Source organism: Pseudomaricurvus sp. ABR4_320, from assembly GCF_056159445.1.
The window spans coordinates 93,064-116,685 of record NZ_JBSWVF010000003.1 but is presented as its reverse complement, the minus strand read 5'-3'; the positions used below and the strand labels follow the sequence as shown (position 1 = coordinate 116,685).

Below are 23,622 nucleotides of genomic sequence, written 5' to 3'. Positions count from 1 at the left end.
ATGGCGGAGGCTTTGACCATCGCGGACGCTCTCAAGCTGGCGGCATCTCTGCCGGGCGATACACCTCGCCTGGACGCCGAAGTACTTCTGTCCGATGTGCTTCAAAGAGACCGCGCCTATCTCTATACCTGGCCGGATAAGTGTCTCAATCACGATGATGCGAGCCGCTATCTCGCCTTGATAGATCGTCGTAAACAGGGTGAGCCAGTTGCCTATCTGACGGGCAAGCGCGAGTTTTGGGGGCTGGAATTCATGGTCACCGACGCCGTATTAATTCCCAGAGCAGACACTGAGACACTCGTCGAGGCTGCTTTGACATTTTATCCGGCTGACGATCCCATAAGGGTGTTGGATTGGGGAACGGGTAGTGGTGCCATTGCTCTGGCGTTGGCAAGCGAGCGACCTGAGTGGAAAATCACCGGAATCGATCAGTCCCGTGCTGCTGTTGAAGTGGCGCGCTCCAACGGTCAGGAACTGGGGTTTCCGGGCGTGTCATTTGACGTGGGATCCTGGTTTGTGGGTGTTGGATCTGGGACGTTTGAATTGATTGTTGCCAACCCTCCTTATATTGATTGTGATGACCCTCATTTGACGTGTGGAGATCTGCCCTATGAGCCAATCACTGCCCTGGTCGCTGGAGAATCGGGATTCAGTGATTTAAACGCGATTGCGGAAGACGCATTAACACGTTTAACCCCTAATGGCTGGCTGATGATGGAACACGGTTACCAACAAGGGCCGAGAGTAAGGAATCTCCTTCAGGACTTGGGATTTGCCTCTGTCCAATCATTGAATGATTTGGCGGGACAGGAACGAGTGACCTGCGGGCAATTACCAATAAGTAAAAGAGACGCGTGATGAGCGGTGGTGAGTTTCCTAACCTGAACGATACTGAACTGCTGCGGTACAGTCGTCACATATTATTGAATGCGGTGGATGCGGACGGACAAGCTCGTATCATCGCCGGTCACGTGCTTCTCATCGGATTAGGCGGCTTAGGCAGTCCTGTTGCTATGTATTTGGCAGCTGCAGGAGTGGGGCGGTTGACGCTGGTTGATGATGATAAAGTGGAGTTGACCAATCTGCAGCGACAGATTGTGCATCGCGAGTCCAGGCTCGGCACTGATAAAGTCGCTTCGGCGGCGGGTTTATTGTCGGAGTTAAATTCCACGGTTCAGTTACAGCTCATTACCTATCGTTTGCAGGGAGACGCTTTGCGTCAGGCTGTTGAGGAAGCCGATGTGGTCGTAGATTGCACGGATAATTTTGCCACCCGCTGCGCGATCAATACGGCCTGCTTGGAAACCCAAACGCCTTTGGTATCAGCGGCGGCGATTCGGTTTGAGGGGCAGATGTCAGTGTTTGATTCCCGTCGTGAAGACAGCCCCTGTTATCAATGTCTGTATCCGGCGCTCGATGATCGAGCGCTCAGCTGTTCCGAAAGCGGTGTATTTTCTCCGTTGGTGGGGGTGATTGGCTCGATGCAGGCCATGGAAACGTTAAAACTGCTCAGTGGTGCCGGTGAGCCAGCCGTTGGCAAGTTGCTTTTGTTTGATGGCTTGACGACATCCTGGACGGAATTGAAATTACCCAAAAACCCCCATTGCCCTGCCTGTGGTGGCGCCTGAACTCTCTATCCGCCTTGGCTAGCTAGGTAAAACCATTCCTCATATCTCTCGTGGTGTAACGCGCGCCTTTTCCTTAACCCTAATTTACTGATAGCGATCGGTTATATACCGGTTTGCCCAACTCTGCGCCAAGCATTCTCTATTAGAGGTGCTATCTTTAAAGTCAGGCTTCTGATTTTGTGCCGTCTCAGTGGTTGATCTGCCGATGTAACTCCTGGGCAGTTTCAGGTTGCTGAGACCTTTGAAATAGACGGTAAATCAGGTGTGGCCAAGATTCTGGTGAACGAGGAGATACCGCCAGCGGTGCAGCCATCGACAGAAAAGTTGTGCCCCCGTAGCCAGGACAGCAGATACCGGGAATATGAAGTGAAGTCGTGACTTTATGAAATTCGAGCTCTTAGGTGCTGATTCGGAAAACGTCTCAGAGTCTGATTTAGACCAGAATATTCACCCAGTACATCGGGTGCTGGCTGACTTGTTTCTGAGCTGGGGTGGTATTGCCCGGGTGGTGTTATTAACTCGGCGGGACAGTGAATCAGATTGCCAAGTTGTTTTCGACGCATCTCGCCAGGGGTTTACTACCGTATCTCGCCCTCTGTTTGATTGTCCTCAGCTACCTGTGGATGTTATCGCGAGTTTGTTTCGCCAGCCAGAGGGGCTGGTATTGCCGATCGGCGCTAAATCATCGGAAGGTGAGATAAAGCACGCCCTGATTCAACCCATCGGGCTGCCGGTTGAGTTGATGTGGTATTGTGAAGTCGTTGCCGATACGGATCGATGCCAGGCTCTGGTCGACGAGCTTTTACCTCTCTGGACGTTATCCGGTATTTTGTTCTCTCGCTTCAATTCCAACTCCGGGCTTGCGGGGAATGCGGGATTGCTGACCAGCGCCTTGTACCTTGATACCATCCTCAAACACTCCTCAGCCTTGATTTCCTTTAAAGATCTGGAGGGAAATCTGGTGCTTGCCAGTCATGGTTATTGTCAGCAGTTGCTACACGAGTCGGGTGGAGAATATCTCGGAAAGTCGGTTTTCGACCTCTTTCCATTAAAGATTTCCAAGCATTTGTGGGATGCTGATCTCGCCGCGTTGGAAGCCGATGAGATTACTCATTGTGAGCTGGATATGCAGCACAGTGATGGTACGCCTCACAGTTATAGAATAGTTAAAATTCCTTTGCGCGATCACAGCGGTGATCTCTTCAGGGTTTGCTCTCTATGCTTCGACATTACAGAAAGCAAGCGCGTAGAAAGCGTCATCAAAGAGAAAGATTCCCGGCTGAATTATCTCGCCTTTCACGATTCGCTGACAGGGCTACCCAACCGGGCGCTGTTCTACGATCGAATTGAACACAGTTTGAGTCGCGCCAAGCGAAGTGGTAGCTGTGTTGGTTTAATGGTGTTGGATCTGGATCGATTTAAAAAAATAAATGATAGCCTCAGCCATGATGCTGGCGATTTGCTGCTCAAGGCGATCGCGCGACGATTGCAGGATGCTGTCCGTGAAACGGATACTGTTGCGCGACTGGGAGGGGATGAATTCGTCGTTGTGCTGGATGACCTCAACACCAGTGACGACATCAGTAAGGTCGCTTTAAAAATTCTCAGTAGTATCTCTCATCCCGTCACCATACAGAACCACGAAATATCAACGTCTGTAAGCATTGGCATTAGCCTCTGTCCCGACGACGGTGCGGTTGCCGATGAGCTGCTGAAAAATGCCGAAGTGGCAATGTATAAAGCGAAAGAGAGCGGCAAAAACAATTATAAATTCTATACCGATGGTATGAATTCCAGTGCCGCGCGTTTTCTTATGTTGGAAAACGATTTGCGGAAAGCCATAGAAACCGACCAGTTGACACTGCACTATCAGCCTCAATTTGATCTTATTCAGGGCGAAATGGTCGGCATGGAAGCCTTGGTACGCTGGAAACATCCTGAATCTGGCATTATCTCGCCCGCACATTTTGTACCACTGGCAGAAGAGTCCGGCTTAATCATCGCGCTGGGCGAATGGGTTTTGCGGCGCGCCTGCCGCGATGTAAAGCGCTGGTTGGATGCCGGGCTCTATTGCCGAAAAGTGGCGGTGAATTTGTCGCCACGACAATTTCGCAAAACAGATTTCACCAAAACACTCGCAGAAATTTTGCGAGAAACTGAGTTTCCCGCAGCCCATTTGGAGTTGGAAATTACAGAGTCTACTGCCATGGAAGATGCTGGCAGAGCCAGCAAAATGATGGGAGAAATTAGCGAGATGGGTGTTTCGCTGGCCATTGATGATTTTGGCACTGGCTACTCTTCATTGGCGTATTTAAAGCAGTTTCCGATTCATAAATTAAAAATTGATCGCGGTTTTATTAAAGATATCACCACTGATGATAACGATGCTGCCATCGCCAAATCGATTATCAGCCTGGCCCACAACATGTCTTTGCAGGTCATAGCTGAAGGTGTGGAGTTGGAAGAGCAAGCGCTTTGGTTGCGCGAGCGGGGTTGCGATATCGCCCAGGGATATTTGTATTCAATGCCGTTGCCGGAAGATCGCTTGTTAGAGCGATTGCAAGAGAATCCCAAGGCGAAAATGCCGATTACCAATGTCAGTCATTGAGGTCGGTTAATGTCAATTAGCCGTGGTTCATACGGTTGCTTACATGAGTCCCGCACCCGGCCAAAATAAGGTCGCTCAGTTCATCCCAGATATTGCCCGGAATCAGGCCTTTGGTCATGCGGTCGATATCAGCAAGTTGATGTAGCAGCTCTTGTAACTGAGACAGAGGAAGCCTTTTTAACGCTTTTTGCACCAGCATTTCACGGCTTTTCCAAAGCCGGTGTTCCTGTGCCAGCCGCCGCCAGGGGGCGCCCTGCTCTAGAGCCGATTGGAGAGTGGCCAATTGGCGCAACTCTCGGCTCAGAGCCCAGACAATTAACGTGGGTTCCAAGCCTTCCAGTCGCAGACCTTGAAGCGTTTTAATGGCAGACAGGGTGTCGCCGCTAAGCAGCCGGTCGGTCAGTAAAAAAACATTGTGTCTGGAGCTGTCGGCAACGCTTTCGAGAACGATATCCCGGGTAATCTCCTGGCCACGGTAAAAGAGCTGTAGTTTCTCGACTTCTTGGCTAGCCGCCAGCAGATTATTTTCAACGCGCTCGGTCAGCAGCATTAAAGCCTCACGGTCGATGGTCATTTCGTAGCCGAGCAAGCGTTGTTCAATCCAGGCTGGAATTTGCTGAGGGGTGAGCGCGCGATATTGTACAACGGTCGCGTGCTCCTCGAGGGTTTTGTACCATTTGCCTCGCTGGCTGTCTTTGCCCAGTTTGCCGGCTGTGATTAAGAGTAAGTTATCCGGTGACGGGGACTGGCAATATTCGACAATGGCTTTGCTTCCTGCATCGCCAGGCTTGCCTGAATCCATCCGTAATTCCAACAGCTTACGTTCAGTAAACAAAGACAAACTGGATGCGGCTTCATAGAGCTGTCCCCAGTCGAACCCAGCTTCAGCGTGAAACACTTCACGGCTATCAAAGCCTTTTTTGCGAGCCTCCGCACGGATGGCATCGGCAGCCTCCTGGAGTAGCAGAGGCTCGTCACCGTAAAGAAGATAGATGGTGTCGAGCTTCCGGTTAAGCGTGCTCAGCAGTCGCTCAGGGGGTAGCTTCGCCATTGTCTTCACTTATCGCTGCGTTTTCATCCGCAGACATGTTCGTGCTCAAGAAGCGCAATTGCCGGAGAATTTGATCCGCTGCTGCTTTGCGCATCTCACGCAAGATGAGCGTCTGCTCCTGCCCCTGAGACGCCAGAGCATTGCGATCATATTGATAGGTTCTCACGACCTCTGCACTGGTGGCAGGAATTAACAGCTTGCCTTCTCCGTCACTGATTTGATATTTCACTTCAAGGGTTAGCTCGTACTCGCTGGCTAAAGCGTCAGAGCTTACAGAGGCGACGCGCCGGGACTGATTTTCTGATAGGAGCATAACCTGATAGTCAGCGGCAGACGCTGTGTCCACCAAGTCGCTTTGGCTCTGTTCCAATACCTGGCGAAACTCCATGTAAAAATCACTGTAACGGTCATTGGAGAAGAGGTAGATGTTACCAACATCCAGGGGTGTGGTTCCCATGCCGCGCAAGTGCCATCCGCAAGCTCCTACCTGTAAGCACAGCAGGGCTACTAACAAAGTTCTCAACATCATGTCGCTACCTATTTAACGGCAAAGGTGACCAGTCGGCCGGGAATGACCTTGCACATTTTAATCTCTTTGCCATCCAAGAATTTTTGTACATTGGGGTCAGCTTTTGCTGTAGCAAGGATATCGTCCTGGCTCGCATCAGCAGGTACTTCAATCTGCGCACGAATCTTTCCATTGACCTGCACTGGGTACTGTAGCGAGGATTTTTCCAGAGCTGCGTCGTCGACACTTGGCCAACTCGCATCGACGACGTTGTCGCCGTGACCCAGAGCCTGCCAGAGAGATGTACAGATATGGGGGACCACCGGGCTGAGCAACAAGACGATCGTTTCTAGCGCTTCGCGCTCTACGGCCAGGTGTTCTGGTGTTGAACGATCCGCCAGCTTGCTGACATCGTTGAAGAGTTCCATGACGGCGGCGATTGCGGTGTTAAAGGTTTGGCGTCGACCATAATCATCGCTGACTTTAGCAATGGTTTCGTGTGTCTTGCGTCGTAGGTCCTTTTGCTCACTGGACAGTGAATCAGGGGCGAGCTGAGAAGGGGTTCCCGCCGCAAGATGTGCATTTGCAGCCTTCCAGAGTCTGCGTAGAAACCGGCTGGCACCTTCAACGCCGGATTCACTCCATTCGAGCGTTTGTTCCGGTGGTGCAGCGAACATGGTAAAGAGTCGCACGGTATCAGCGCCGTATTGATCGATAATGGTTTGCGGATCAATGCCGTTGTTTTTCGACTTCGACATTTTTGTGACGCCGCCGAATTCCAGTTCCCCGGCGTCGGGATGGGTTGCTCCGGTGATCTGTCCCTTGCTGTCTCGTGTCAGCTCGACATCTGCGGGACTGTACCAGGTCTTACTACCATCTTCGTTGGCGCGGAAGAAAGATTCTGCCAGTACCATGCCCTGGCAGAGCAAGCGCTTGAAGGGCTCGTCGCTGCTGACCAGTCCTTCATCACGCATGAGCTTATGAAAGAAGCGGGCGTACAACAGGTGCAGAATTGCGTGTTCAATTCCCCCCACATACTGATCGACGGGCAGCCAGTAGTTGGCTCGGTCCGCATCCAGCATCCCTTCAGCAAAATCAGGACAGGTGTAACGAGCGTAGTACCAAGACGACTCCATAAATGTGTCGAAGGTATCTGTTTCGTGCTCTGTGCCTGCGCCGTGCCACTCCGCGCGTCGCCATTCAGGATCCGTTTTCAAGGGCGAGCCGACGCCTTCCATCTGCTCAACTTCCGGCAGAAGAACAGGCAGCCTGTCGGCAGGTACTGGAATTTCTCCACCATCGGGCAGATTCAGCATAGGAATAGGCGTACCCCAGTAACGTTGACGTGAGACCCCCCAATCCCGGAGGCGGAAATTCGTACGCACTTCACCCTTGCCGATTTCAGACAGTTTTGCGGCGATCTGTGTAAATGCCTGATCAAAGCTCAACCCGGAATAATCTTCGGAGTCTATCAGCTCAATATCCGTTTTGCGGCCATACCAGTCCTGCCAAACTGTGGCATCGAAGTCCGCGTCACTGTCATCTGTACTGCGGATAACCTGGTGGATGGGCAGTTGATATTTATTGGCGAAGGCGAAGTCGCGTTCGTCATGTGCAGGAACTGCCATGACAGCCCCGGAACCGTAGTCCATCAAGACATAGTTCGCGACCCAGACAGGCACCGTGGCGCCGGTAAGTGGGTGAATGGCCGTCAGCCCGGTGTCCATGCCGAGCTTTTCCATCGTTGCCATATCGGCTTCAGCGACCGACTGGCGTTTGCATTCTGCAACAAAGTCGGCCAGTTTCGGATTGTTATCCGCCAGCGCCTGCGTAATGGGATGTTCAGGGGCTACGCTGATATAGGTGACACCGAATAGCGTATCGGGTCGTGTGGTGTAAACCTCTAATGAGGAAAGTCCGGCTTGCGGCGCAGCAAGATCAAACTGCAGATTGACTCCTTGAGAGCGGCCAATCCAGTTGCGCTGCATGGTTTTAACCTGCTCTGGCCAATCGGGCAGTTGATCCAGTGAGTCCAGCAGCTCTTCGGCGTAGTCCGTAATTTTGATAAACCACTGGGGAATTTCTTTGCGCTCAACTTTGGCGCCAGAGCGCCAGCCGCGCCCATCAATGACCTGCTCATTCGCCAGTACAGTCTGGTCGACCGGGTCCCAGTTGACGGTGGCCATCTTTTTGTACACGAGGCCTTTTTCGTAGAGTCGAGTAAAAAACCACTGCTCCCAGCGATAGTAATCCGGTTGGCAGGTGGCCAGTTCACGCTGCCAGTCAAAGCCAAAGCCCAGGCGCTTAAGCTGTGACTTCATGTAGTCGATATTTTCCAGAGTCCACTTGGCGGGTGCCGTCTTGTTTTGGATAGCGGCATTTTCTGCCGGCAACCCAAACGCATCCCAACCCATTGGATGCAGCACAGATTTTCCAAGCATACGTTGATGCCTGGCGATAACGTCGGTAATCGTGTAGTTGCGGACGTGTCCCATGTGCAATTTACCGCTCGGGTAGGGAAACATGGCCAGGCAGTAGAATTTTTCTTTATCGGCGGATTCTGTGGCGGCAAAAGCGTTTTGCTGATCCCACTCATCCTGGATCTGCGGTTCAATCTGGGACGGGTTGTATTGTGATTCCATTGGTTCTCTGGCTGGCTGTTTTCGAAACGGTTGGATGGGTGTGTGGCTGATTGTAAGCGGCGACATTATAGGCGGGGTGCCGACATAAATCGATGTGGCAGGGAGTCTAACCTTTGTTTTTCCTGACTTTTATTCTGCGATGACGGCTGAATATGGCTTTTGGTGATTCGGTGGGTCCAAAAAGCCTCCCATTGAATGCCTTATCTCGGAGCAGACTTGTGATTTTAAACAGTAGTTTTGCACTGCCGATTTGCGAGTAAATCTTATTTAGCGAATAGATTCCGTGTGGTTACGCGATAGGCTTTCCATAAATGTTATTTCGGAGTGCAGAATTTACATTGAATGCTGTGTGATGGTGCAGGAATATCTCCTTGCTATGCCGGATATTGCCTATGTTTTGGTGGAACGAACTTTGCTCAAGACCTGTGATCAGATCTAGTGAGTTCCTTCGTTAGAACGATTTTTGCTCTGTCGGCCAAGTGTACTGCTCGGGAAGCGCTCAGTCGTAGCCGTCGAGAATTGACGTGTTTGGAGCAAATTGTTGCGGCTTAGATAATGCCCATTCCTTCGTCCAGACTGTCACATTGAACTGTTAAGGGAGCGCCGTAAGGTGAGCCAGGGTATACCAAAGATTACTTTAAACGGGCTGGACATCCGCCCCCGCCCCGCAAACCAGCCAGACCGTATGAAAGAGTTATCCGCTGTTACAGAGACTTACCGTGAGCGCCACTCGATGGTCGTTATTGTGCGGCTATTGAATCGGTTGATTAGTGCGGTTCAGCGTCATCGTGGGGTCAGCCTTGCTCACTTAGCGGGAAGTGGACTGTTTATGGAAGACGTTAACTTGATCCAGTCCCAGGTTAATCGTCGTATTTGGGTGCTGAACCATTGCTGCGAAAATTTTGACCAGCTGGTGCCGCAGCACTTGCAGGACAACTTGCAACATAGCTGGAATACGGTTTGTCACGATTGGGAAGGCGATTCCGTTCTCGAAAATTTCGAGTATCACTCTTTTCTCATCGATCAGATGATACAGCTAAATGCCGACTTGGTTCAGCGCTTGTCGGAACCGTTTGCTGTCACTTGCGAGCTGCCGGAAACAGAGACGTCCTCTCCTCAGCCAGACCTCCTCTCAGAGTGGGTTATTCAGTTGGTCAGCAAAGAGCTGCCTCGTTTGGTTGAGCACCTGGCGAAGATTCGTGGTTTGTCGACTCACGCTGCGGTCATAGGCAAGTGTGATGAGGAGCACGACAAAAAACTGCGCTTCTGGATACAGTGTGTGGAGGATGCAAATCGCACATTATTACGTCAGATTGATGTTGTTGATCCGGCGGTGAAAAGTCAGTGGCGTTCACTGACAGAACTCAAGAATTACGAGCTGAAGTTGGCGTTTTTTTTGAATTCTATAACTCGAGACATCCTTCACGGTGATTGTGAGCAGGCGGATGCACGTAATTTGTTTACGTTGGGCAGCGAGATAATAGAGGCTTTTTTTGAAGCGGTTGACGGAGGAATCTACCTCCTTGAATCCGCTATGGAAACCGACATGGAATCTTGGCTGTCAAGTCGATGACAGAGGTCATTGGCGGTGTGGCGGCGAAATCCTGATTTCGTGTCTATACTTAGTTGGCTGTATTTGGTGCCAATCAGTTTTTAACCGCGCCAGATGAATTTTACACCCTGAAAAATATTGGAGAATCTGACAAAATCGGCGTTCGGCATTGAGCTGGAACAAGGCGCGACCTGACTCTGAGGCTATGCTTGCGAAGCATTTTCAAAGAGTAAAAAAATTTTCATTAAGGTCGTAGATAATAAATTCGTATAAACCTGGTCTGATATCACTGTTATGTCCATATCATTACATTTTCCCGCAGAAATTATTCGCCTGAAAAATCGGCTTGGGCGTCTTATCACCTTGCAGGTGGGTTGTTTATTTCACAACTGCCGGTATTCCGTCATCTTAATTGAAGCGCCGGATAGCCCGCCGCGTCAGCTCGGCAAAAATGCCGAGTCGATTGCGCACCAGGTCGTTGAGCGCCTCAATGTCGATCCCTCGACAATTGACTTTTTTCAGTTGAGTCCTGGGGGAAACCCAGACTGGCTGCGCTGGCGGTTTCGTTGGGTTGGCAAGTCTCCAATGCACATGCAAAGCTATAAGGTCAGTGAGTCCTCCCGCCGGACGTTACTTGAACCTGCATTGGAAATGGGGCGTCCGGTTTCTTTAATGACGCGACAGAGTAATAAGCCGGAATTCGGCGAGTCGCTACTCGCCTGACGCCATATTCTTCTTGTTTTTGCCGGTTCTTCCCAGAATCAGAATCAGCAACACAAGAATCGAGCTGATACCAAGTACGGGGGCGCTACCGACGACCATAAACGGGGTAGCGCCTTGCTTCGGCTCAAACTCACCTAAAAGAAAGGCTTCAACGAATTGGTCTGTGCGAGCGGTGATTTCGCCCTTGGGGGAAATAATTGCACTGACACCATTGTTGGTTGCCCGAATCACATAGCGTCCAGTCTCAAGAGCCCTCATTTGTGCCATCTGTAGGTGTTGTAAGGGACCCCAAGAATGGCCAAACCAGCCGTCGTTGCTGACCGTGAGCAGAACAGAGCTTTGCGATGCCAATCGAGCCACAAGGTCCGGATAGACGATTTCGTAACAGATTGCTGTGCCGAGTAGGTGCGAGCCAATCTGTATGCCATGCTGATCGGTCGAGCCGGGTGAAATGATCGACATCGGCAATTGGAAAAAATCGAAGAGGTTGGCGAAAACCGACGCTAGCGGAACATACTCGCCAAAAGGCACAAGTCGCGTTTTTCGATAGACTCCAGATGCCACTCCCAGCCCGATGACGCTGTTATAGTATTTTCCTTGGATTGGATCGTCGTAAAGAATGCCCGTCAGAAAAGCGGTATTACTTTCCAGGGCTTGTTGTCGCAGGCTTGCCAAGTAAGGCTCTGCCTCTCGATAGAGCAGTGGTATTGCGGCTTCCGGCCATACCATCCAGTCTGCTTTCCAGCCGGGTTCGCTCAGCCGGTTGAGCCTCTCCAGTGTGGGCATCAGAAAGTCCGGTTGCCATTTCTTTTCTTGGGGAATATTGGGCTGTACCAAGGCGACGGTCAGAGATTTACCTTCGTCTTGCGTCCAATTCTGCCCCTTCAGGTGATAACCGCTTCCCCAGATACTAACCAATAATAGGCTCCACAGCAGCTTTTTAGCCCACTGTACTGGTGTAAATAGAACCAGTAAACCGCCGGCGCTCAGTAAAACCCAAAAGCTGATGAGAAAGACACCGCCAATAGGAGCCCATCCTTGTAAGGGAGATATGATTTGGCTGTAGCCTACGTATAACCAGGGAAACCCTGTGAATAACCAGCTGCGCAGCCACTCTCCAAGCACCCAGAGGCTGGCAAACAACAGCACATAACCGGATGTCCCAAAGGGCTGACGGATGAAACGCAGCAACATGAAGGGGAGAGTAAATATGGCGGCAAGCAAGACGATGAACAAGGCAGTAAAGATAACGGCCATCGCCAGGGGGGTATTACTGTAATCGTGAATGCTGACGAAGACCCAGCTGGCCCCAACGCCGAAATAACCTAATCCATAACAAAAGGTGTAATTACGCTGTCGTCGATAGGTTTTGCCCGCGGTCAGCCAAATTAACAGTAGGGGGCTGAGAATGGCCAGCGGCCACCAGTCGAGTGGTGCAAGACTTAGTGGCAGCATTGCGCCCGCCAGGATGACCACCAGCCAGTTGCGGTAGTGGTGTTTGGGGTATGTCGTGAGGCTCAAGGGAAATCTTTCTGGCGGTTTTACAGGGAGTGTGGCGCCGGCGGGTTATTGCCCTGCCGGCGGCGTAAGTCTGACCAAATGAATTTGGCGATTGTCTGAATAGAGGACCTTGAATTGGTATCCGTCAATTTCGGTAGCTTCGTTGCGCTGGGGCAAATGGCCAAAACTTCGCATTAATATGCCGCCGATCGTAACCGATTCATCTTCACTGAAGTTGGCTTCAAAGAACTCATTAAATTCTTCAATTGGCGTCAAAGCTTTAACGATGTAGTCTGTATCGGACACTTTGCGGATAAACGCGTCTTGCTCTTCGTCGTCAGTTTCATCTTCGATTTCACCGACAATTTCTTCGAGGATGTCTTCGATGGTTACCAAGCCGGAGATGCCACCATATTCATCGATCACCATCGCCATGTGGTAGCGATTTTCTCGAAACTCCCGAAGTAAAACGTTCAGACGCTTGCTCTCAGGAATGACTTGGGCGGGGCGAATGATGTCTTTGAGTTCAAAGTTCTCGCAACCTTGTAAAATCAGTGGGAGTAAGTCTTTCGCCAATAATATGCCGCGAACATCCTCTGTCGATTCGCCGACGACGGGGAATCGCGAGTGTGCTGACTCAATGATTTTGGGCAAAAAGCTGTCCGGAGATTCGTCGATGCGGATCACCACCATCTGGGAGCGGGGAATCTGTATTTCCCGCACTTGCATGTCGGCCACATCCAGTGCGCCCTGAATAATCTCTAGCTCTTCGGTTTCAATAACGCCGCTGTCGGCGGCGTATTTGATGATGTCGAGCAGCTCGAGGCGCGATTTTGGCTCCGTAGAAAAGGTGTTAAGTAGTTTCTCCAGCCAGCTTTTATCCGAGTTTTTTTCACTCGTTCGGTTGGAGGCGGAGGGACTACTCGACGGGTCCTCTGACATGATGTGTTATAACTCCTGTAGTGGTGGTTATCGTTAATTCAGGCGATAAGTTCGTAAGGGGGAGGGTATCCCAGACTTGTGACAATCTGCGATTCCAGTGACTCCATGATTTCTGCGTCGCTATCCTCAATATGGTCGTAGCCCAACAGATGCAAGGTGCCGTGTACTAAAATGTGGGCCCAGTGCGCGTCGCGACTTTTATTCTGTTCAAGGGCTTCACGGTTGACCTGATCTGCACAGACAACCAGGTCTCCAAGAAAAGGAATGTTGAGTTCTTCTGGAATATCCGCACAAAAAGAAAGGACGTTGGTGGGCTTGTTTTTATCTCGGTAACGCTGATTTAAATCCTGGCTTTCTGCAGGAGCTACCAGGCGTAGTGATATCTCAGCATGATCGCGATGATCTACCAGTGCCTGTTCAATCCAGGCTGTCATGGCTTGTTCCGAGGGCACCCAGCAATCGTCCGCTGCATTCTGAATGTCCACAGTCAGCTTCACGGCAGCGGTGCTCGAAAAAATGTCGCTGACCGCAGTCGGCCCTGATGTTGACGCGACAGGGCAGCGGCGCTGTGATCGTTTCTTTTCGTGACGTTCATGGAGTCGTTTGCCAGCTTAGGAGGCGTCATCAGTATTCGTGGCGGCTTCCGCCTTTTCATACGCTTCGACGATTCGCTGTACAAGTGGGTGGCGAACCACATCTTTAGCGTCGAAATGGGTGAAGCTGATCCCGTTGATGTCTTTGAGCACGTCGATGATATGCCTCAGTCCCGAAGCCTGTCCCCGTGGCAGATCGATTTGAGATGGGTCGCCAGTAATGACTGCCGTTGAGCCAAATCCGATGCGGGTCAAAAACATTTTCATCTGTTCTCGTGTCGTATTCTGACTTTCGTCGAGAATGACAAAGGAGTTATTCAGTGTCCGTCCGCGCATATATGCGAGGGGGGCGACTTCGATAACGCTGCGCTCGATCAGTTTTCCGACTGTCTCAAAGCCAAGCATTTCATAAAGTGCATCATAAAGCGGGCGGAGATAGGGGTCGACCTTCTGGGCAAGATCTCCGGGCAAAAAGCCGAGCTTTTCACCGGCTTCAACCGCGGGACGCACCAGCAGAATGCGCTCCACTTCATCTTTTAGAAAGGCTTCTACCGCACAGGCGACAGCCAGGTAAGTCTTGCCTGTTCCCGCCGGACCAATGCCAAAATTAATGTCATTTGTTTGAATGGCGCGGACATAGTCTTTTTGATGCTGACCTCTGGGCTTAACCGTGCACTTTTTGGTGCGGATTAAAGTGATGCCGCCGTACTCGTCCTTGGCGTTCTTTTGGCCCGCTGATTGGTTAGAGGTTTGCAGCGACTCTCGGCTCGATTGCTGTAACGCTAAATGTACTTCGTCGGGGCTCAGTTCTGCACCATTGGCAGTGGTCTGGTAGAGGTCTTTCAAAAGATCTCCGGCAGTAGCGACAGTTGCAGAGTCACCAAGCAGCGCAAATTGATTTCCGCGATTGCGAATCTCAATATTCAGGCGCCGCTCGATCTGGCGCAGGTTTTCATCAAACTTACCGCAGAGTGACGCGAGTCTACGGGTGTCGTTTGGCTCTAGAGTGAGCTGTTGACTGAACAGTTTGTCGGGAGTGGTGGTCGTATCCAAATTGATCAAAAATCCGCCTATGGTAAAACAAGGTTAGACTACTCTATTACGGCCTGAGCTGAAAAGCCTGTTTTTCAGATAATCGATTCTTAAATTCTCTTTCTTTATATCTTTAAATTATGAACGTGCCGCGAAGGGAGTTCGGCAGCGCTTCTTCGATTTTGACCGTAGCAAATTGGCCGATCAGCGATGTGTCTTCGTGGCGGAAATTGACCACGCGATTGTTTTCCGTGCGTCCGCTGAGTTGACCCGGATCTTTCTTCGAAAAACCGCTGACCAGTATCCGCTGTTCGCTGCCAACCATCTGACGTGAAATTTGCTGCGCCTGCTGGTTAATGGTGTGTTGCAACTCTTTCAGGCGTTCTTTTTTGACATCCATCGGGGTGCTGTCTGGAAGGCTGGCAGCAGGTGTGCCAGGGCGCGGGCTGTAGATAAAGCTGAAGGAGGTATCGAATTCCATGTCCCTTATCAGTTTCATGGTCGCCTGGAAGTCCGCGTCAGATTCTCCGGGGAAGCCGATGATAAAATCTGAGGAAAAGCTGATGTCGGGCCGAATTTTCCGCAAGCGACGCAGTTTTGATTTGTATTCTAAGATCGTATGCCCACGCTTCATCGCTGCGAGAATGCGATCTGAACCACTTTGTACGGGGAGATGAAGGTGGCTGACCAGCTCAGGAACATCCTCATAGACGGCAATCAGATTGTCAGAAAACTCCACAGGATGGGAGGTGGTGAAACGGATGCGATCAATACCGTCAATTTCCGCGACGCAGGTAATGAGATCGGCGAGATCCATCAAGCTGCCGCTGCGGCTGGTGGCCCGATAGGCATTCACATTTTGCCCCAGTAGATTAATTTCCCGTACGCCTTGTTCGGCCAAGCTGACAATTTCTTCCAGTACGGCTTCTGGGGGGCGAGAGACTTCTTCGCCGCGGGTGTAGGGGACTACACAGAAGGTACAGTACTTGGAGCAGCCTTCCATGATAGAGACGAACGCACTGACGCCGTCGGCCTGGGGGGCAGGCAGGTGGTCAAATTTTTCAATTTCAGGAAAGCTGATGTCGACAACAACCGCACCATTGCCTTTTGGGGTTTCAATCATTTCCGGGAGGCGGTGTAGAGTCTGCGGGCCGAATATCAGGTCAACAAACGGCGCCCTGTCGGCGATGGCGTCACCTTCCTGGCTCGCCACACAACCCCCAACACCAATGATGAGATCCGGGTTCTTTTGTTTTAGCTTTTTCCAGCGACCCAATTGATGAAACAGCTTTTCTTGGGCTTTTTCACGAATTGAGCAGGTATTTACCAATAAAATGTCGGCATCTTCGGGATTATCCGTGGCCACAACTTGGTGGGATTCACCCAGCAAGTCGCGCATGCGATCGGAATCGTACTCGTTCATTTGACAGCCGTAGGTCTGTATAAACAGCTTTTTCAGTTGCCGATCAGTCATGGCGCAGCCTGGATAAAAATTAGTCGAAATTGGGGCGCTGAATTATAGCCCTGCGCAGATCCTTTTCAACACATACTCTGCAGATCGTCGATCAAATTGAAAAAGCCCTCGCGGGCGCCCAGCATGCCTAAAGATTCGGTCAAGTATCTTAGGAGTAAGTTTACGTACAGGTTAGCCACTACTTGTGCTAGTCTTCGACCCCCGTGATGCAAAGCTACCATTTCGCCGTAATCAGCGGATAACCGCTTATTTGAGAATTCCTTACGAACGATGTCTGAGAAGCCAATTTATAAAGTCATTTTCTACAATCAGAACCAGGTGTATGAGCTCTACGCTCGTGCGATCTACCAAAGTGATATGTACGGCTTTATTGAGGTCGAAGAGTTTCTGTTTGGTGAGCGTACTCAGGTCATCGTTGATCCGGGTGAAGAGCGATTGAAAAATGAGTTCAGCAAAGTCGCCAGGTCCTACATACCCATGCATGCAATTATCCGCATTGATGAGGTTGAAAAAGAAGGGGTGGTCAAGATCACTGAGGTGAAAGGCGGGGAGAAGGTGACACCGATTCCTTTTCCCGGTGGCGCCAAGCCTCCAACAGGGCCTGGTCGCGATTAAGGGGTGATCACTCGCCCCCGGTCAACTTGAAGTTGATCGGTACCGAAAAGACAAACTCCTGTCCTGATAGCGCTTGAGGGATGGGAGGATAGGGCTCAGAGTCTTTCAGCGCACGCATCGCAGCTTTGTTCAATACGTTGTATCTGGATGTTTCCACTTCGGAGACACTTACGATCTTACCTTCCCTGTCGAGCACTAAAGCGAACATGATGCTGCCTTCAATGCCTTTGCGAATGGCGCTCTTTGGGTAGTGAATGTTCTGATAGAGGTGGCGTAGTAGGTTGGTAAAATAACGCTGTCGGCTGACCAGGGATTCCACATTGGGAATTTCAATCTCTTCGATCAAATCCTCGTGCTCTTCCAATAATTCCTCTTCTGCTACCAATAACTCCAGAGCTTCTTCTGTATTTCCAGGCTCGGCTTCTGCAGGCGTTTTGGCTTCGCTCCGAACCAGTTCAGCCGAGCTGGTCAGATAGATGGTTTCCGAAGCGTCTGTCTGGCTTCTGCTGTCAGTTTGAGCGGTCTGGGGCTCTGTTTTAGGTTCTGTAGGCGCTGGGGCTGGTTGAGGCGGGCTTTGATTCGCCGTAGTTGTAGGTGCGGCGGCTTTGGCAATTTGTTTTACCGGTTCATCGGGTGGGGCTGGAACGGCCTTTGGAGCGGGCTTCGGTGCTGGTTTAGGCGCCGGAGCCAACCACTTGGCGATGGTTTGCTTGCGCTCTGCGGTCGGTTGCAAGCTGTCAAATCTTGCTTTTACCTCTGGCTCGATGCGGCCTTGCTGTAAAATTGCTTCACGGAATCCGGTTGAGAGAGGCACTTCCCCAATCCAGGTTCTCAGTAGCATAGGGAAAAGTTCAGGCGATTTTAATGTCCCCAAGGTCACACCATTTAATCGGACGATGGTGCTTTCAGCGACTTCTGCCAATACCAATTGGTCTCCGGCTTTCAGTGATCGTGTGATCATTTGGCTGAGTTTTCCAATAGCGTCAGCGCTCTCGGTTAAATGTTCTTCAGAGTTGTTAATCGCGAGCCCTTCAATCCACAAAGCATTCAGTTTACGAGCAGATAGGCGCTTTGCCGCAATATGCAGCGTCATTTTGCGTTCTTTCGCACTATTCAGCTGAGTGTTTGCATTTTGCGAGAGGGAATTACTGGAATAGGCCGCAAGGAAAAGGTCGTTGTTAAATTCCTGATGTACTGCAATGCCGTTGAGGAACGAATCTGCACGGGAAGTCGTCGAGCAGATAACCAACAACGGGAAAAGTAGAAAAGCAACAGCATGTTTCATAGCAGATGTCCGTTTTCGCTATCGTATGATTTGCAGACCATTACAGCCTAGTTGAATAAGTGGCGCGGGCCTGTGAGCCTATTCACAACTCTTAACATTTCAGCCCTTAGTACCCTGAGCCATAAAGGTTAGCTATGCTTGAAGAAGTGTCACGACGCACATCGGAGCCGGGACATCCAGGCGTCCTGGCGCGAGAAATTATTATTGCAAAGTAAACATCTGTAAAGGCATGATTTTCAAAAATGTTCAATTGCGCCATATTTTTGCGCCATTCATCCAGTGCTTGCTGATATCCCTTTCTTTAATGCCGGCGGTGGACGTGCACGGTGTTGAAGACTCAGCGCTTTGGTTGCCAGCTAAGTATCAGAGCTTTATTGGTGACTTGAAGCAGGCGGCAGAGAAGCTCGAATCGCAGGATGGTTGTGTGAAGGTGATGCGTGGCACGATGCAGAAAGCTATTTCTGAAGAACAGGCGATTTTTAAGTTTGTTTGCCGCAATACGGAAGGCTCCACTTACAGTATTTTATTTGATCAAACGACTCAGGCATTTACATACCCCGCTGTGCAGACTAACGCCAACAATGGCTTTGATGCCGCGCAAAGAGCGGTGGTTAGTGCGCGACTGATGAGTGAGTGTCAGTCACTATTTAAGACCGAGACAGCAATGTTGATCAACGCTATCCGTCCGGAGGATGACCGCGCCAGGCCAGTTCTTGAAGATTCTGGCGCACTGACATTGAAAATACCATTTTCGGCGGAAGACATGTTGGGGAATCCGCTTCAGTACCTGGGTGTGTGTAGCCTGGCGCCAGGGCAGAAGAAGCCAACCTTCGAAATCAAGGTCAACAGACCCTAGACCGTTAGCCTGAGTCTGGCATTTATAAGGCGCCGTTGGGGATGAAGCGGTTACTGGAGTTGGCTTTTATCCATAGAAGCAGCTCTTTATCTGGTGGGGATTTTCGTTTGCGAAGCGCCTTAACCAGACCTATCACGGGAGAGTCTGCCCCCGCTTGCCAATTGTCCAAAACCTCTTCGGCAATCGTAAAAAAGCGGACAAGGTCCAAGATCTCCTCATTTGAAAGCCCTTCAACGGCCTCAATCCACTTCTGCATAGGCAGTTTCATCAAGGGGTATTGTGTCTTCTGGTAATGTTCCGGAAGTTGTTTGCGAAGGTCTGCCAAGCCGCCATTTCGAACAACGCGAACAAATTGTGTGAGGACGTCGTGATCGATGTCGAAAGGTGTCTCAGAGAGATTTGCCGGTGGATGCCAATTTTCTATGCTCATGGTCTAGCCTGTTTGCTTATATTGCATAAATAGCTGTATTAATATACAGTTGTGTCGTTGGTGTAAAGAGCGCGTGGATAAAAAGATGGGGTCGATGCTCGAGGAATTCCAGTAGGCGGCGTTGAGCATTTTATCTGATTCCACCCATAGGCTGTTGTCCGGCTCTCTGCACATTCCTTCCGGCTACGGGCTGGTCGAAGTTCGCGACGCAAAATGGACTGGTTTATGAATCCAGTACGAAAAATTCTTCATGTCGATGCAGATTGTTTTTATGCGGCCGTGGAAACTCTGGACGACCCGTCGCTTCGGGGCATTCCGATTGCCGTGGGTGGGAGCAGTGATCGCAGAGGTGTGATTTCTACGGCTAATTACGAAGCTCGGCGGTTTGGCGTCAAATCTGCAATGGCTTCGGCATACGCGAGGCGCTTGTGCCCAGAACTCTTGATTCTTCCCGGCCGAATGGAGCGTTATCGAGAGGTCTCCCTGGGGATGCGGCAGATATTTTCTGACTACACCGATCTTATCGAGCCTTTATCACTTGATGAAGCTTATTTGGACGTCTCGATGTGTCGCCGCTGTAACGGCAGTGCGACGCGTATTGCTCAGGAGATTCGTCAGCGGGTGCTGGCGGAGCTCGGCATTACCGTATCCGTCGGCGTTGCCTCCAATAAATTCATTGCCAAGGTCGCCAGTGATTGGGATAAGCCAGATGGTTTGACGGTAGTATCGCCTGCAAATCTTGAGTCCTTTGTCGAAGCCTTGCCGGTCGCGAAGATTCATGGTGTTGGCAAAGTGACTGCCGAGCGGCTGCACAAGTCTGGCATTCGTACCTGTGGAGATTTACGACGCTTCAGTCAATCTGAATTGGTCGAGCGCCACGGCCGCTTTGGCTTGCGGTTGTTTCAAATGGCTCGTGGTATTGACGACCGCCCCGTAAAAACGGATCGCATTCGTAAATCTTTGAGCGTGGAGCGGACTTATCCGGAGGATTTGCACGGCGCGGCAGCGTGTGAGGCGCAATTGCCGGATCTCTTTGCGCGCTTTCAGATTCGTCTTGCCAGCAGTGGTGATGAGCATCGTATTGCTGCGGCGTTTGTTAAAGTGAAATTTTCCAATTTTGCGACTACGACGCTCGAGCGATCTTTTGCAGGCCCGAACGTGCAACAGTTTCGTGATCTGTTGGTTGAAGCCATCGAGCGCTACCAGCAGGGAATCCGCTTGCTCGGCATCGGTGTTCGATTTCGGGACAGTCAGTCCGATGGTGAGGGTGAGCAGTTGTCGCTGTTCTAGGGTTTGTAAAAGGGTTCTGGCAAATTAATACCCATTTATCCGGGTTTAAATTGTTCTCCAGCACGGGCTTCAGTACACTCCCGCACCTGATTTTCTGTGCATGGCCGCCCATATCCTATGTCTTCCGAGGCTTCTCCCGAAAACCCGCCCCCGCCGTCCGTGACCACAAGTGAAAAAGCCGAAGTGGGGTTGCTGCGATCCAGTGCCGTCGTGGGAGCGCTCACGATGTGCTCCCGTGTTCTGGGATTGGCCAGAGATATTGTATTTGCCCGTTTCATAGGTGCAGCGGCAGGCGCTGACGCTTTTTTTGTCGCCTTTAAAATTCCAAACTTTTTGCGACGCTTATTTGCCGAAGGGGCGTTTTCCCAGGCGTTTGTACCTGTGTTGTCGGAATACCGGGAGAAAGGTAGCCACGCCGCAGTACGGCAACTTATCGACCACGTTTCCGGGTGTCTCGGGCTGACATTGATGCTGTTGACGGGGTTGGCCATTCTCGGGGCGCCTCTGCTGACGTTTCTGTTTGCACCGGGCTTTCACGGTGACGATGTCCGTTTTGATCTCACCAGCGACATGATCAAAATCACCTTCCCGTATTTGCTATTGATTTCGATGACCGGGCTTGCAGGTGCAATTCTCAACAGCTACGACCGATTTGCCATTCCGGCGTTTACGCCCGTCTTGTTGAATGTCGTATTGATTGCGGCGGCTGTGGGGGCGGCTCCTTGGTTTGATCCTCCGGTGATGGCTCTGGCTTGGGGGGTGCTGGTGGCGGGTGTCGTCCAGTTTGTTTTTCAGTTGCCGTTTTTAGCTCGACTACAGTTATTGCCTCGGCCCAGACCAGCCTGGCGCGACCCGGGCGTCAAGCGCATTTTGGCTCTGATGGGGCCCGCCATCTTTGGCGTATCGGTTAGCCAGATTAACCTTCTCCTCGATACGATTCTGGCGTCATTTCTTCCCACGGGCAGTGTGTCCTGGCTCTATTATTCCGATCGGCTGTCCGAATTGCCATTAGGGGTTTTTGCGATTGCTATTGCGACAGTTATTTTGCCGCGCCTGTCTCGCCAGCACGCCGGTGCGTCGGCTGAGCAGTTTGCTGGCACATTAACCTGGGCGCTGCGAATGGTCTTGCTCATTGCTGTACCCGCAGCCGTGGCGCTGATACTGATGGCGTCGCCCATTCTTATGACGTTGTTTCAGTATGGGGAAACAACACTGGCAGACATTCGGATGTCGAGCCTCAGTTTACAGGCCTATGCGCTGGGACTGATCGCGTTTATGTTAATCAAAGTGTTAGCGCCGGCGTTCTATGCCCGTCAGGACATGCGCACGCCGGTCAAGGTTGGCATCATCGCTATGGCGAGCAACATGGTACTCAATGTCATTTGTGTGCTGCCTCTTCATCATTATTGGCAAGTGGGTCACGTCGGATTGGCGTTGGCAACATCTCTTTCTGCCATGTTGAATGCGGGTTTGCTGGCGCATGGTCTCGCCAAGGCAGATGTCTGGAGGGTAGCAAGCAAGCCCGAAGTCAGCTGGGCGAGCTTCCTGGGGCAGCTGGTGTGCGCCAACATGGTCTTAGTGGTCGTCCTGGTTGGTTTGATGATGATTTTCGATGGTTGGGGTGATTGGGCTTGGTATCAACGCTGCGCCTATTTGGCGCTCACCTGTTGTGCGGGCGGTGGTGCCTACGTGCTGGCTTTGTTGACCTTTGGTTTGCGTCCACGACATCTGAGAATCTGATCTCCTGTCCGGATTCGGCGAAGATTACGCCACCCTGCTGAGTGGGGTATACTTTGCGTTTTTACTGCTGGGATACTGCTCTTTTAAAATTGCGGCGTCCACAAGCACTTTATTTAAGTAAATTGTTGAGAGGTCCCGAACCCTATTCGGGCGGATATAATCACCAGTGCATAAGCATTTTATCGGGAAACAGGACGCGGTCGAGGCTTTGGCGGCGGGCAGTGTGGTGACCATCGGCGCCTATGATGGCGTACATTTGGGGCATCAGGCGATATTGCAGCAGGTGGTGGCTGACGCACACGGAAAGAACCTGACAGCTGTTGCTGTTGTGTTTGAGCCTCATCCTCGAGAGTATTTTTCCAGCGAGCAGGCGCCAGCTCGTCTGATGACGTTTCGTGAAAAGGTGCTTGCTTTACTCGCGACGGGTATCGATGTTATTTGCTGTCTGCAATTTGACGAGGCCCTGTGTCAGTTAACTCCTGCGGAATTTGTGCAAGACGTGCTGGTGGATACTCTGTCTGTACGAGAGCTCGTGATCGGCGACGACTTTCGATTTGGCCGCGATCGAGCAGGGGATTTTGACTTTTTGGTCGCGTCTGGCGCGTCTCACCAGTTTAGTGTCACCGATACAGCTACTCTCGTGGTTGAAGGTGAGAGGATTAGCAGTACGCGAATACGGGAAGCGTTGCAGGCAGCAGATTTTGCCTTGGCTGAGAGATTACTGGGTAAGCCCTACAGCATATCTGGTCGTATCATGCACGGTAAAAAGCTTGGGCGACAGTGGCAAATTCCCACCGCGAACGTTAATTTGCATCGTTTTCGCTCACCTCTGACGGGGGTCTATGCCGTGCGAGCGGACGTCGCGGGAGCAACTTCTCTGCATGGCGTGGCCAATGTAGGGGTGAGGCCGACCTTGGCGGAAAAAGTGCGCCCCATTTTGGAGGTCCATTTGCTGGATTATCCCTTTGCCGATGAGATCTACGGCGAACGTATGGAGGTGGAATTCGTTCACCGCATACGTGATGAACGCAAATTCGATTCCCTGGATAAGTTGCGCGAACAGATTGGCCGTGATGTTATCTCGGCTGCGGACTACTTTGCCGAAACTGGCGAGCGTTAAACCTTCTGATACGAGATCGGGCTCCTGGCCGAC

The 23,622-nt window shown here is 51.2% G+C and carries 21 protein-coding genes; 10 read left to right on the top strand and 11 right to left on the bottom strand.

The genetic code is table 11. The features are described from left to right. The 3 genes from prmC to ACXAFR_RS06805 all read left to right on the top strand — a co-directional run bounded on the left by prmC (position 1) and on the right by ACXAFR_RS06805 (position 4,236). A complete protein-coding gene (prmC, locus tag ACXAFR_RS06815; RefSeq protein ID WP_475174286.1) occupies positions 1 to 858 on the top strand; it encodes a peptide chain release factor N(5)-glutamine methyltransferase in 858 nt (285 codons plus the stop codon). A 23-nt stretch (positions 859 to 881) separates the two neighbouring features. After that, the gene (locus ACXAFR_RS06810; RefSeq protein WP_475175830.1) at positions 882 to 1,628 is read left to right on the top strand and encodes a HesA/MoeB/ThiF family protein; all 747 of its coding nucleotides are present in this window, start codon (positions 882 to 884) and stop codon (positions 1,626 to 1,628) included. Positions 1,629 to 2,010: 382 nt separating this feature from the next. Beyond that, positions 2,011 to 4,236: a putative bifunctional diguanylate cyclase/phosphodiesterase gene (locus ACXAFR_RS06805; RefSeq protein ID WP_475174283.1), complete on the top strand. Its 2,226-nt coding sequence runs from the start codon at positions 2,011 to 2,013 to the stop codon at positions 4,234 to 4,236. 16 nt (positions 4,237 to 4,252) lie between these two features. Here ACXAFR_RS06805 and holA read toward each other — a convergent pair whose 3' ends face one another. Genes holA through leuS form a run of 3 tightly spaced genes read right to left on the bottom strand, consistent with a single transcriptional unit; the run spans position 4,253 to position 8,437 of the window. Next, the gene (gene holA, locus ACXAFR_RS06800; protein ID WP_475174279.1) at positions 4,253 to 5,287 is read right to left on the bottom strand and encodes a DNA polymerase III subunit delta; all 1,035 of its coding nucleotides are present in this window, start codon (positions 5,285 to 5,287) and stop codon (positions 4,253 to 4,255) included. Further along, entirely contained in the window at positions 5,268 to 5,816 is a 549-nt protein-coding gene (locus tag ACXAFR_RS06795) for an LPS-assembly lipoprotein LptE (protein ID WP_475174276.1), read from the bottom strand. Before ACXAFR_RS06795 ends, holA begins: the two co-directional genes overlap by 20 nt. Before the next feature lie 8 nt (positions 5,817 to 5,824). Further along, complete coding sequence (leuS, locus tag ACXAFR_RS06790) at positions 5,825 to 8,437, bottom strand: leucine--tRNA ligase (RefSeq protein WP_475174271.1); 2,613 nt, start codon at positions 8,435 to 8,437, stop codon at positions 5,825 to 5,827. A gap of 610 nt (positions 8,438 to 9,047) precedes the next feature. Between leuS and ACXAFR_RS06785 the strand changes: the two genes are divergently transcribed. Further along, positions 9,048 to 10,010, top strand: coding sequence for a hypothetical protein (locus tag ACXAFR_RS06785; protein ID WP_475174268.1), 963 nt, complete (start codon positions 9,048 to 9,050; stop codon positions 10,008 to 10,010). 273 nt (positions 10,011 to 10,283) lie between these two features. Then, positions 10,284 to 10,712: a hypothetical protein gene (locus ACXAFR_RS06780; protein ID WP_475174265.1), complete on the top strand. Its 429-nt coding sequence runs from the start codon at positions 10,284 to 10,286 to the stop codon at positions 10,710 to 10,712. Here ACXAFR_RS06780 and lnt read toward each other — a convergent pair. The 5 genes from lnt to miaB form a co-directional block, all read right to left on the bottom strand. Next, positions 10,701 to 12,233, bottom strand: a complete 1,533-nt coding sequence (lnt, locus tag ACXAFR_RS06775) for an apolipoprotein N-acyltransferase (protein ID WP_475174263.1) — start codon at positions 12,231 to 12,233, stop codon at positions 10,701 to 10,703. The genes ACXAFR_RS06780 and lnt overlap by 12 nt on opposite strands. A gap of 45 nt (positions 12,234 to 12,278) precedes the next feature. Next, entirely contained in the window at positions 12,279 to 13,154 is an 876-nt protein-coding gene (locus ACXAFR_RS06770; RefSeq protein WP_475174261.1) for an HlyC/CorC family transporter, read from the bottom strand. A 38-nt stretch (positions 13,155 to 13,192) separates the two neighbouring features. Beyond that, the gene (ybeY, locus tag ACXAFR_RS06765; RefSeq protein ID WP_475174258.1) at positions 13,193 to 13,651 is read right to left on the bottom strand and encodes an rRNA maturation RNase YbeY; all 459 of its coding nucleotides are present in this window, start codon (positions 13,649 to 13,651) and stop codon (positions 13,193 to 13,195) included. Between the two features lie 114 nt (positions 13,652 to 13,765). Then, positions 13,766 to 14,809 (bottom strand): PhoH family protein, encoded by a 1,044-nt coding sequence (locus tag ACXAFR_RS06760; protein WP_475174255.1) that lies wholly within the window; start codon positions 14,807 to 14,809, stop codon positions 13,766 to 13,768. A 103-nt stretch (positions 14,810 to 14,912) separates the two neighbouring features. Further along, a complete protein-coding gene (miaB, locus tag ACXAFR_RS06755; RefSeq protein WP_475174249.1) occupies positions 14,913 to 16,253 on the bottom strand; it encodes a tRNA (N6-isopentenyl adenosine(37)-C2)-methylthiotransferase MiaB in 1,341 nt (446 codons plus the stop codon). A gap of 270 nt (positions 16,254 to 16,523) precedes the next feature. On the opposite strand from miaB, the gene ACXAFR_RS06750 reads away from it, so the two are divergent. Further along, positions 16,524 to 16,868 (top strand): DUF1820 family protein, encoded by a 345-nt coding sequence (locus ACXAFR_RS06750; protein ID WP_475174246.1) that lies wholly within the window; start codon positions 16,524 to 16,526, stop codon positions 16,866 to 16,868. A gap of 7 nt (positions 16,869 to 16,875) precedes the next feature. On the opposite strand, the gene ACXAFR_RS06745 is transcribed toward ACXAFR_RS06750, so the two are convergent. Next, positions 16,876 to 18,153: a TonB family protein gene (locus tag ACXAFR_RS06745; RefSeq protein WP_475174243.1), complete on the bottom strand. Its 1,278-nt coding sequence runs from the start codon at positions 18,151 to 18,153 to the stop codon at positions 16,876 to 16,878. Between the two features lie 229 nt (positions 18,154 to 18,382). On the opposite strand from ACXAFR_RS06745, the gene ACXAFR_RS06740 reads away from it, so the two are divergent. Then, positions 18,383 to 19,009 (top strand): hypothetical protein, encoded by a 627-nt coding sequence (locus ACXAFR_RS06740; RefSeq protein WP_475174240.1) that lies wholly within the window; start codon positions 18,383 to 18,385, stop codon positions 19,007 to 19,009. Positions 19,010 to 19,031: 22 nt separating this feature from the next. Here the strand turns inward: ACXAFR_RS06740 and ACXAFR_RS06735 are convergent, their stop codons facing one another. Then, on the bottom strand, positions 19,032 to 19,439 hold the full coding sequence (locus tag ACXAFR_RS06735) for a hypothetical protein (RefSeq protein WP_475174234.1): 408 nt from the start codon (positions 19,437 to 19,439) through the stop codon (positions 19,032 to 19,034). Positions 19,440 to 19,664: 225 nt separating this feature from the next. Here ACXAFR_RS06735 and dinB point away from each other — a divergent pair, with 225 nt between their 5' ends. Continuing rightward, a complete protein-coding gene (dinB, locus tag ACXAFR_RS06730) occupies positions 19,665 to 20,729 on the top strand; it encodes a DNA polymerase IV (RefSeq protein WP_475174228.1) in 1,065 nt (354 codons plus the stop codon). A 35-nt stretch (positions 20,730 to 20,764) separates the two neighbouring features. Here dinB and ACXAFR_RS06725 read toward each other — a convergent pair whose 3' ends face one another. Next, positions 20,765 to 20,953: a hypothetical protein gene (locus ACXAFR_RS06725; protein ID WP_475174226.1), complete on the bottom strand. Its 189-nt coding sequence runs from the start codon at positions 20,951 to 20,953 to the stop codon at positions 20,765 to 20,767. A gap of 1 nt (position 20,954) precedes the next feature. On the opposite strand from ACXAFR_RS06725, the gene murJ reads away from it, so the two are divergent. Together murJ and ribF are read left to right on the top strand one after the other, a co-directional pair. Then, the gene (gene murJ / locus ACXAFR_RS06720; RefSeq protein WP_475174223.1) at positions 20,955 to 22,469 is read left to right on the top strand and encodes a murein biosynthesis integral membrane protein MurJ; all 1,515 of its coding nucleotides are present in this window, start codon (positions 20,955 to 20,957) and stop codon (positions 22,467 to 22,469) included. A 166-nt stretch (positions 22,470 to 22,635) separates the two neighbouring features. Continuing rightward, positions 22,636 to 23,589: a bifunctional riboflavin kinase/FAD synthetase gene (gene ribF / locus ACXAFR_RS06715; protein ID WP_475174217.1), complete on the top strand. Its 954-nt coding sequence runs from the start codon at positions 22,636 to 22,638 to the stop codon at positions 23,587 to 23,589. Positions 23,590 to 23,622 lie beyond the last annotated feature (33 nt).

Bases quoted from the DNA above. Each gene is read 5' to 3' on its own strand.
- prmC (WP_475174286.1), top strand. From the start codon at position 1: ATGGCGGAGGCTTTGACCATCGCGGACGCTCTCAAGCTGGCGGCATCT.
- ACXAFR_RS06805 (WP_475174283.1), top strand. From the start codon at position 2,011: ATGAAATTCGAGCTCTTAGGTGCTGATTCGGAAAACGTCTCAGAGTCT.
- holA (WP_475174279.1), bottom strand. From the start codon at position 5,287: ATGGCGAAGCTACCCCCTGAGCGACTGCTGAGCACGCTTAACCGGAAG.
- ACXAFR_RS06795 (WP_475174276.1), bottom strand. From the start codon at position 5,816: ATGATGTTGAGAACTTTGTTAGTAGCCCTGCTGTGCTTACAGGTAGGA.
- leuS (WP_475174271.1), bottom strand. From the start codon at position 8,437: ATGGAATCACAATACAACCCGTCCCAGATTGAACCGCAGATCCAGGAT.
- ACXAFR_RS06780 (WP_475174265.1), top strand. From the start codon at position 10,284: ATGTCCATATCATTACATTTTCCCGCAGAAATTATTCGCCTGAAAAAT.
- ACXAFR_RS06770 (WP_475174261.1), bottom strand. From the start codon at position 13,154: ATGTCAGAGGACCCGTCGAGTAGTCCCTCCGCCTCCAACCGAACGAGT.
- miaB (WP_475174249.1), bottom strand. From the start codon at position 16,253: ATGACTGATCGGCAACTGAAAAAGCTGTTTATACAGACCTACGGCTGT.
- ACXAFR_RS06750 (WP_475174246.1), top strand. From the start codon at position 16,524: ATGTCTGAGAAGCCAATTTATAAAGTCATTTTCTACAATCAGAACCAG.
- ACXAFR_RS06745 (WP_475174243.1), bottom strand. From the start codon at position 18,153: ATGAAACATGCTGTTGCTTTTCTACTTTTCCCGTTGTTGGTTATCTGC.
- ACXAFR_RS06740 (WP_475174240.1), top strand. From the start codon at position 18,383: ATGATTTTCAAAAATGTTCAATTGCGCCATATTTTTGCGCCATTCATC.
- ACXAFR_RS06735 (WP_475174234.1), bottom strand. From the start codon at position 19,439: ATGAGCATAGAAAATTGGCATCCACCGGCAAATCTCTCTGAGACACCT.
- dinB (WP_475174228.1), top strand. From the start codon at position 19,665: ATGAATCCAGTACGAAAAATTCTTCATGTCGATGCAGATTGTTTTTAT.
- murJ (WP_475174223.1), top strand. From the start codon at position 20,955: ATGTGCTCCCGTGTTCTGGGATTGGCCAGAGATATTGTATTTGCCCGT.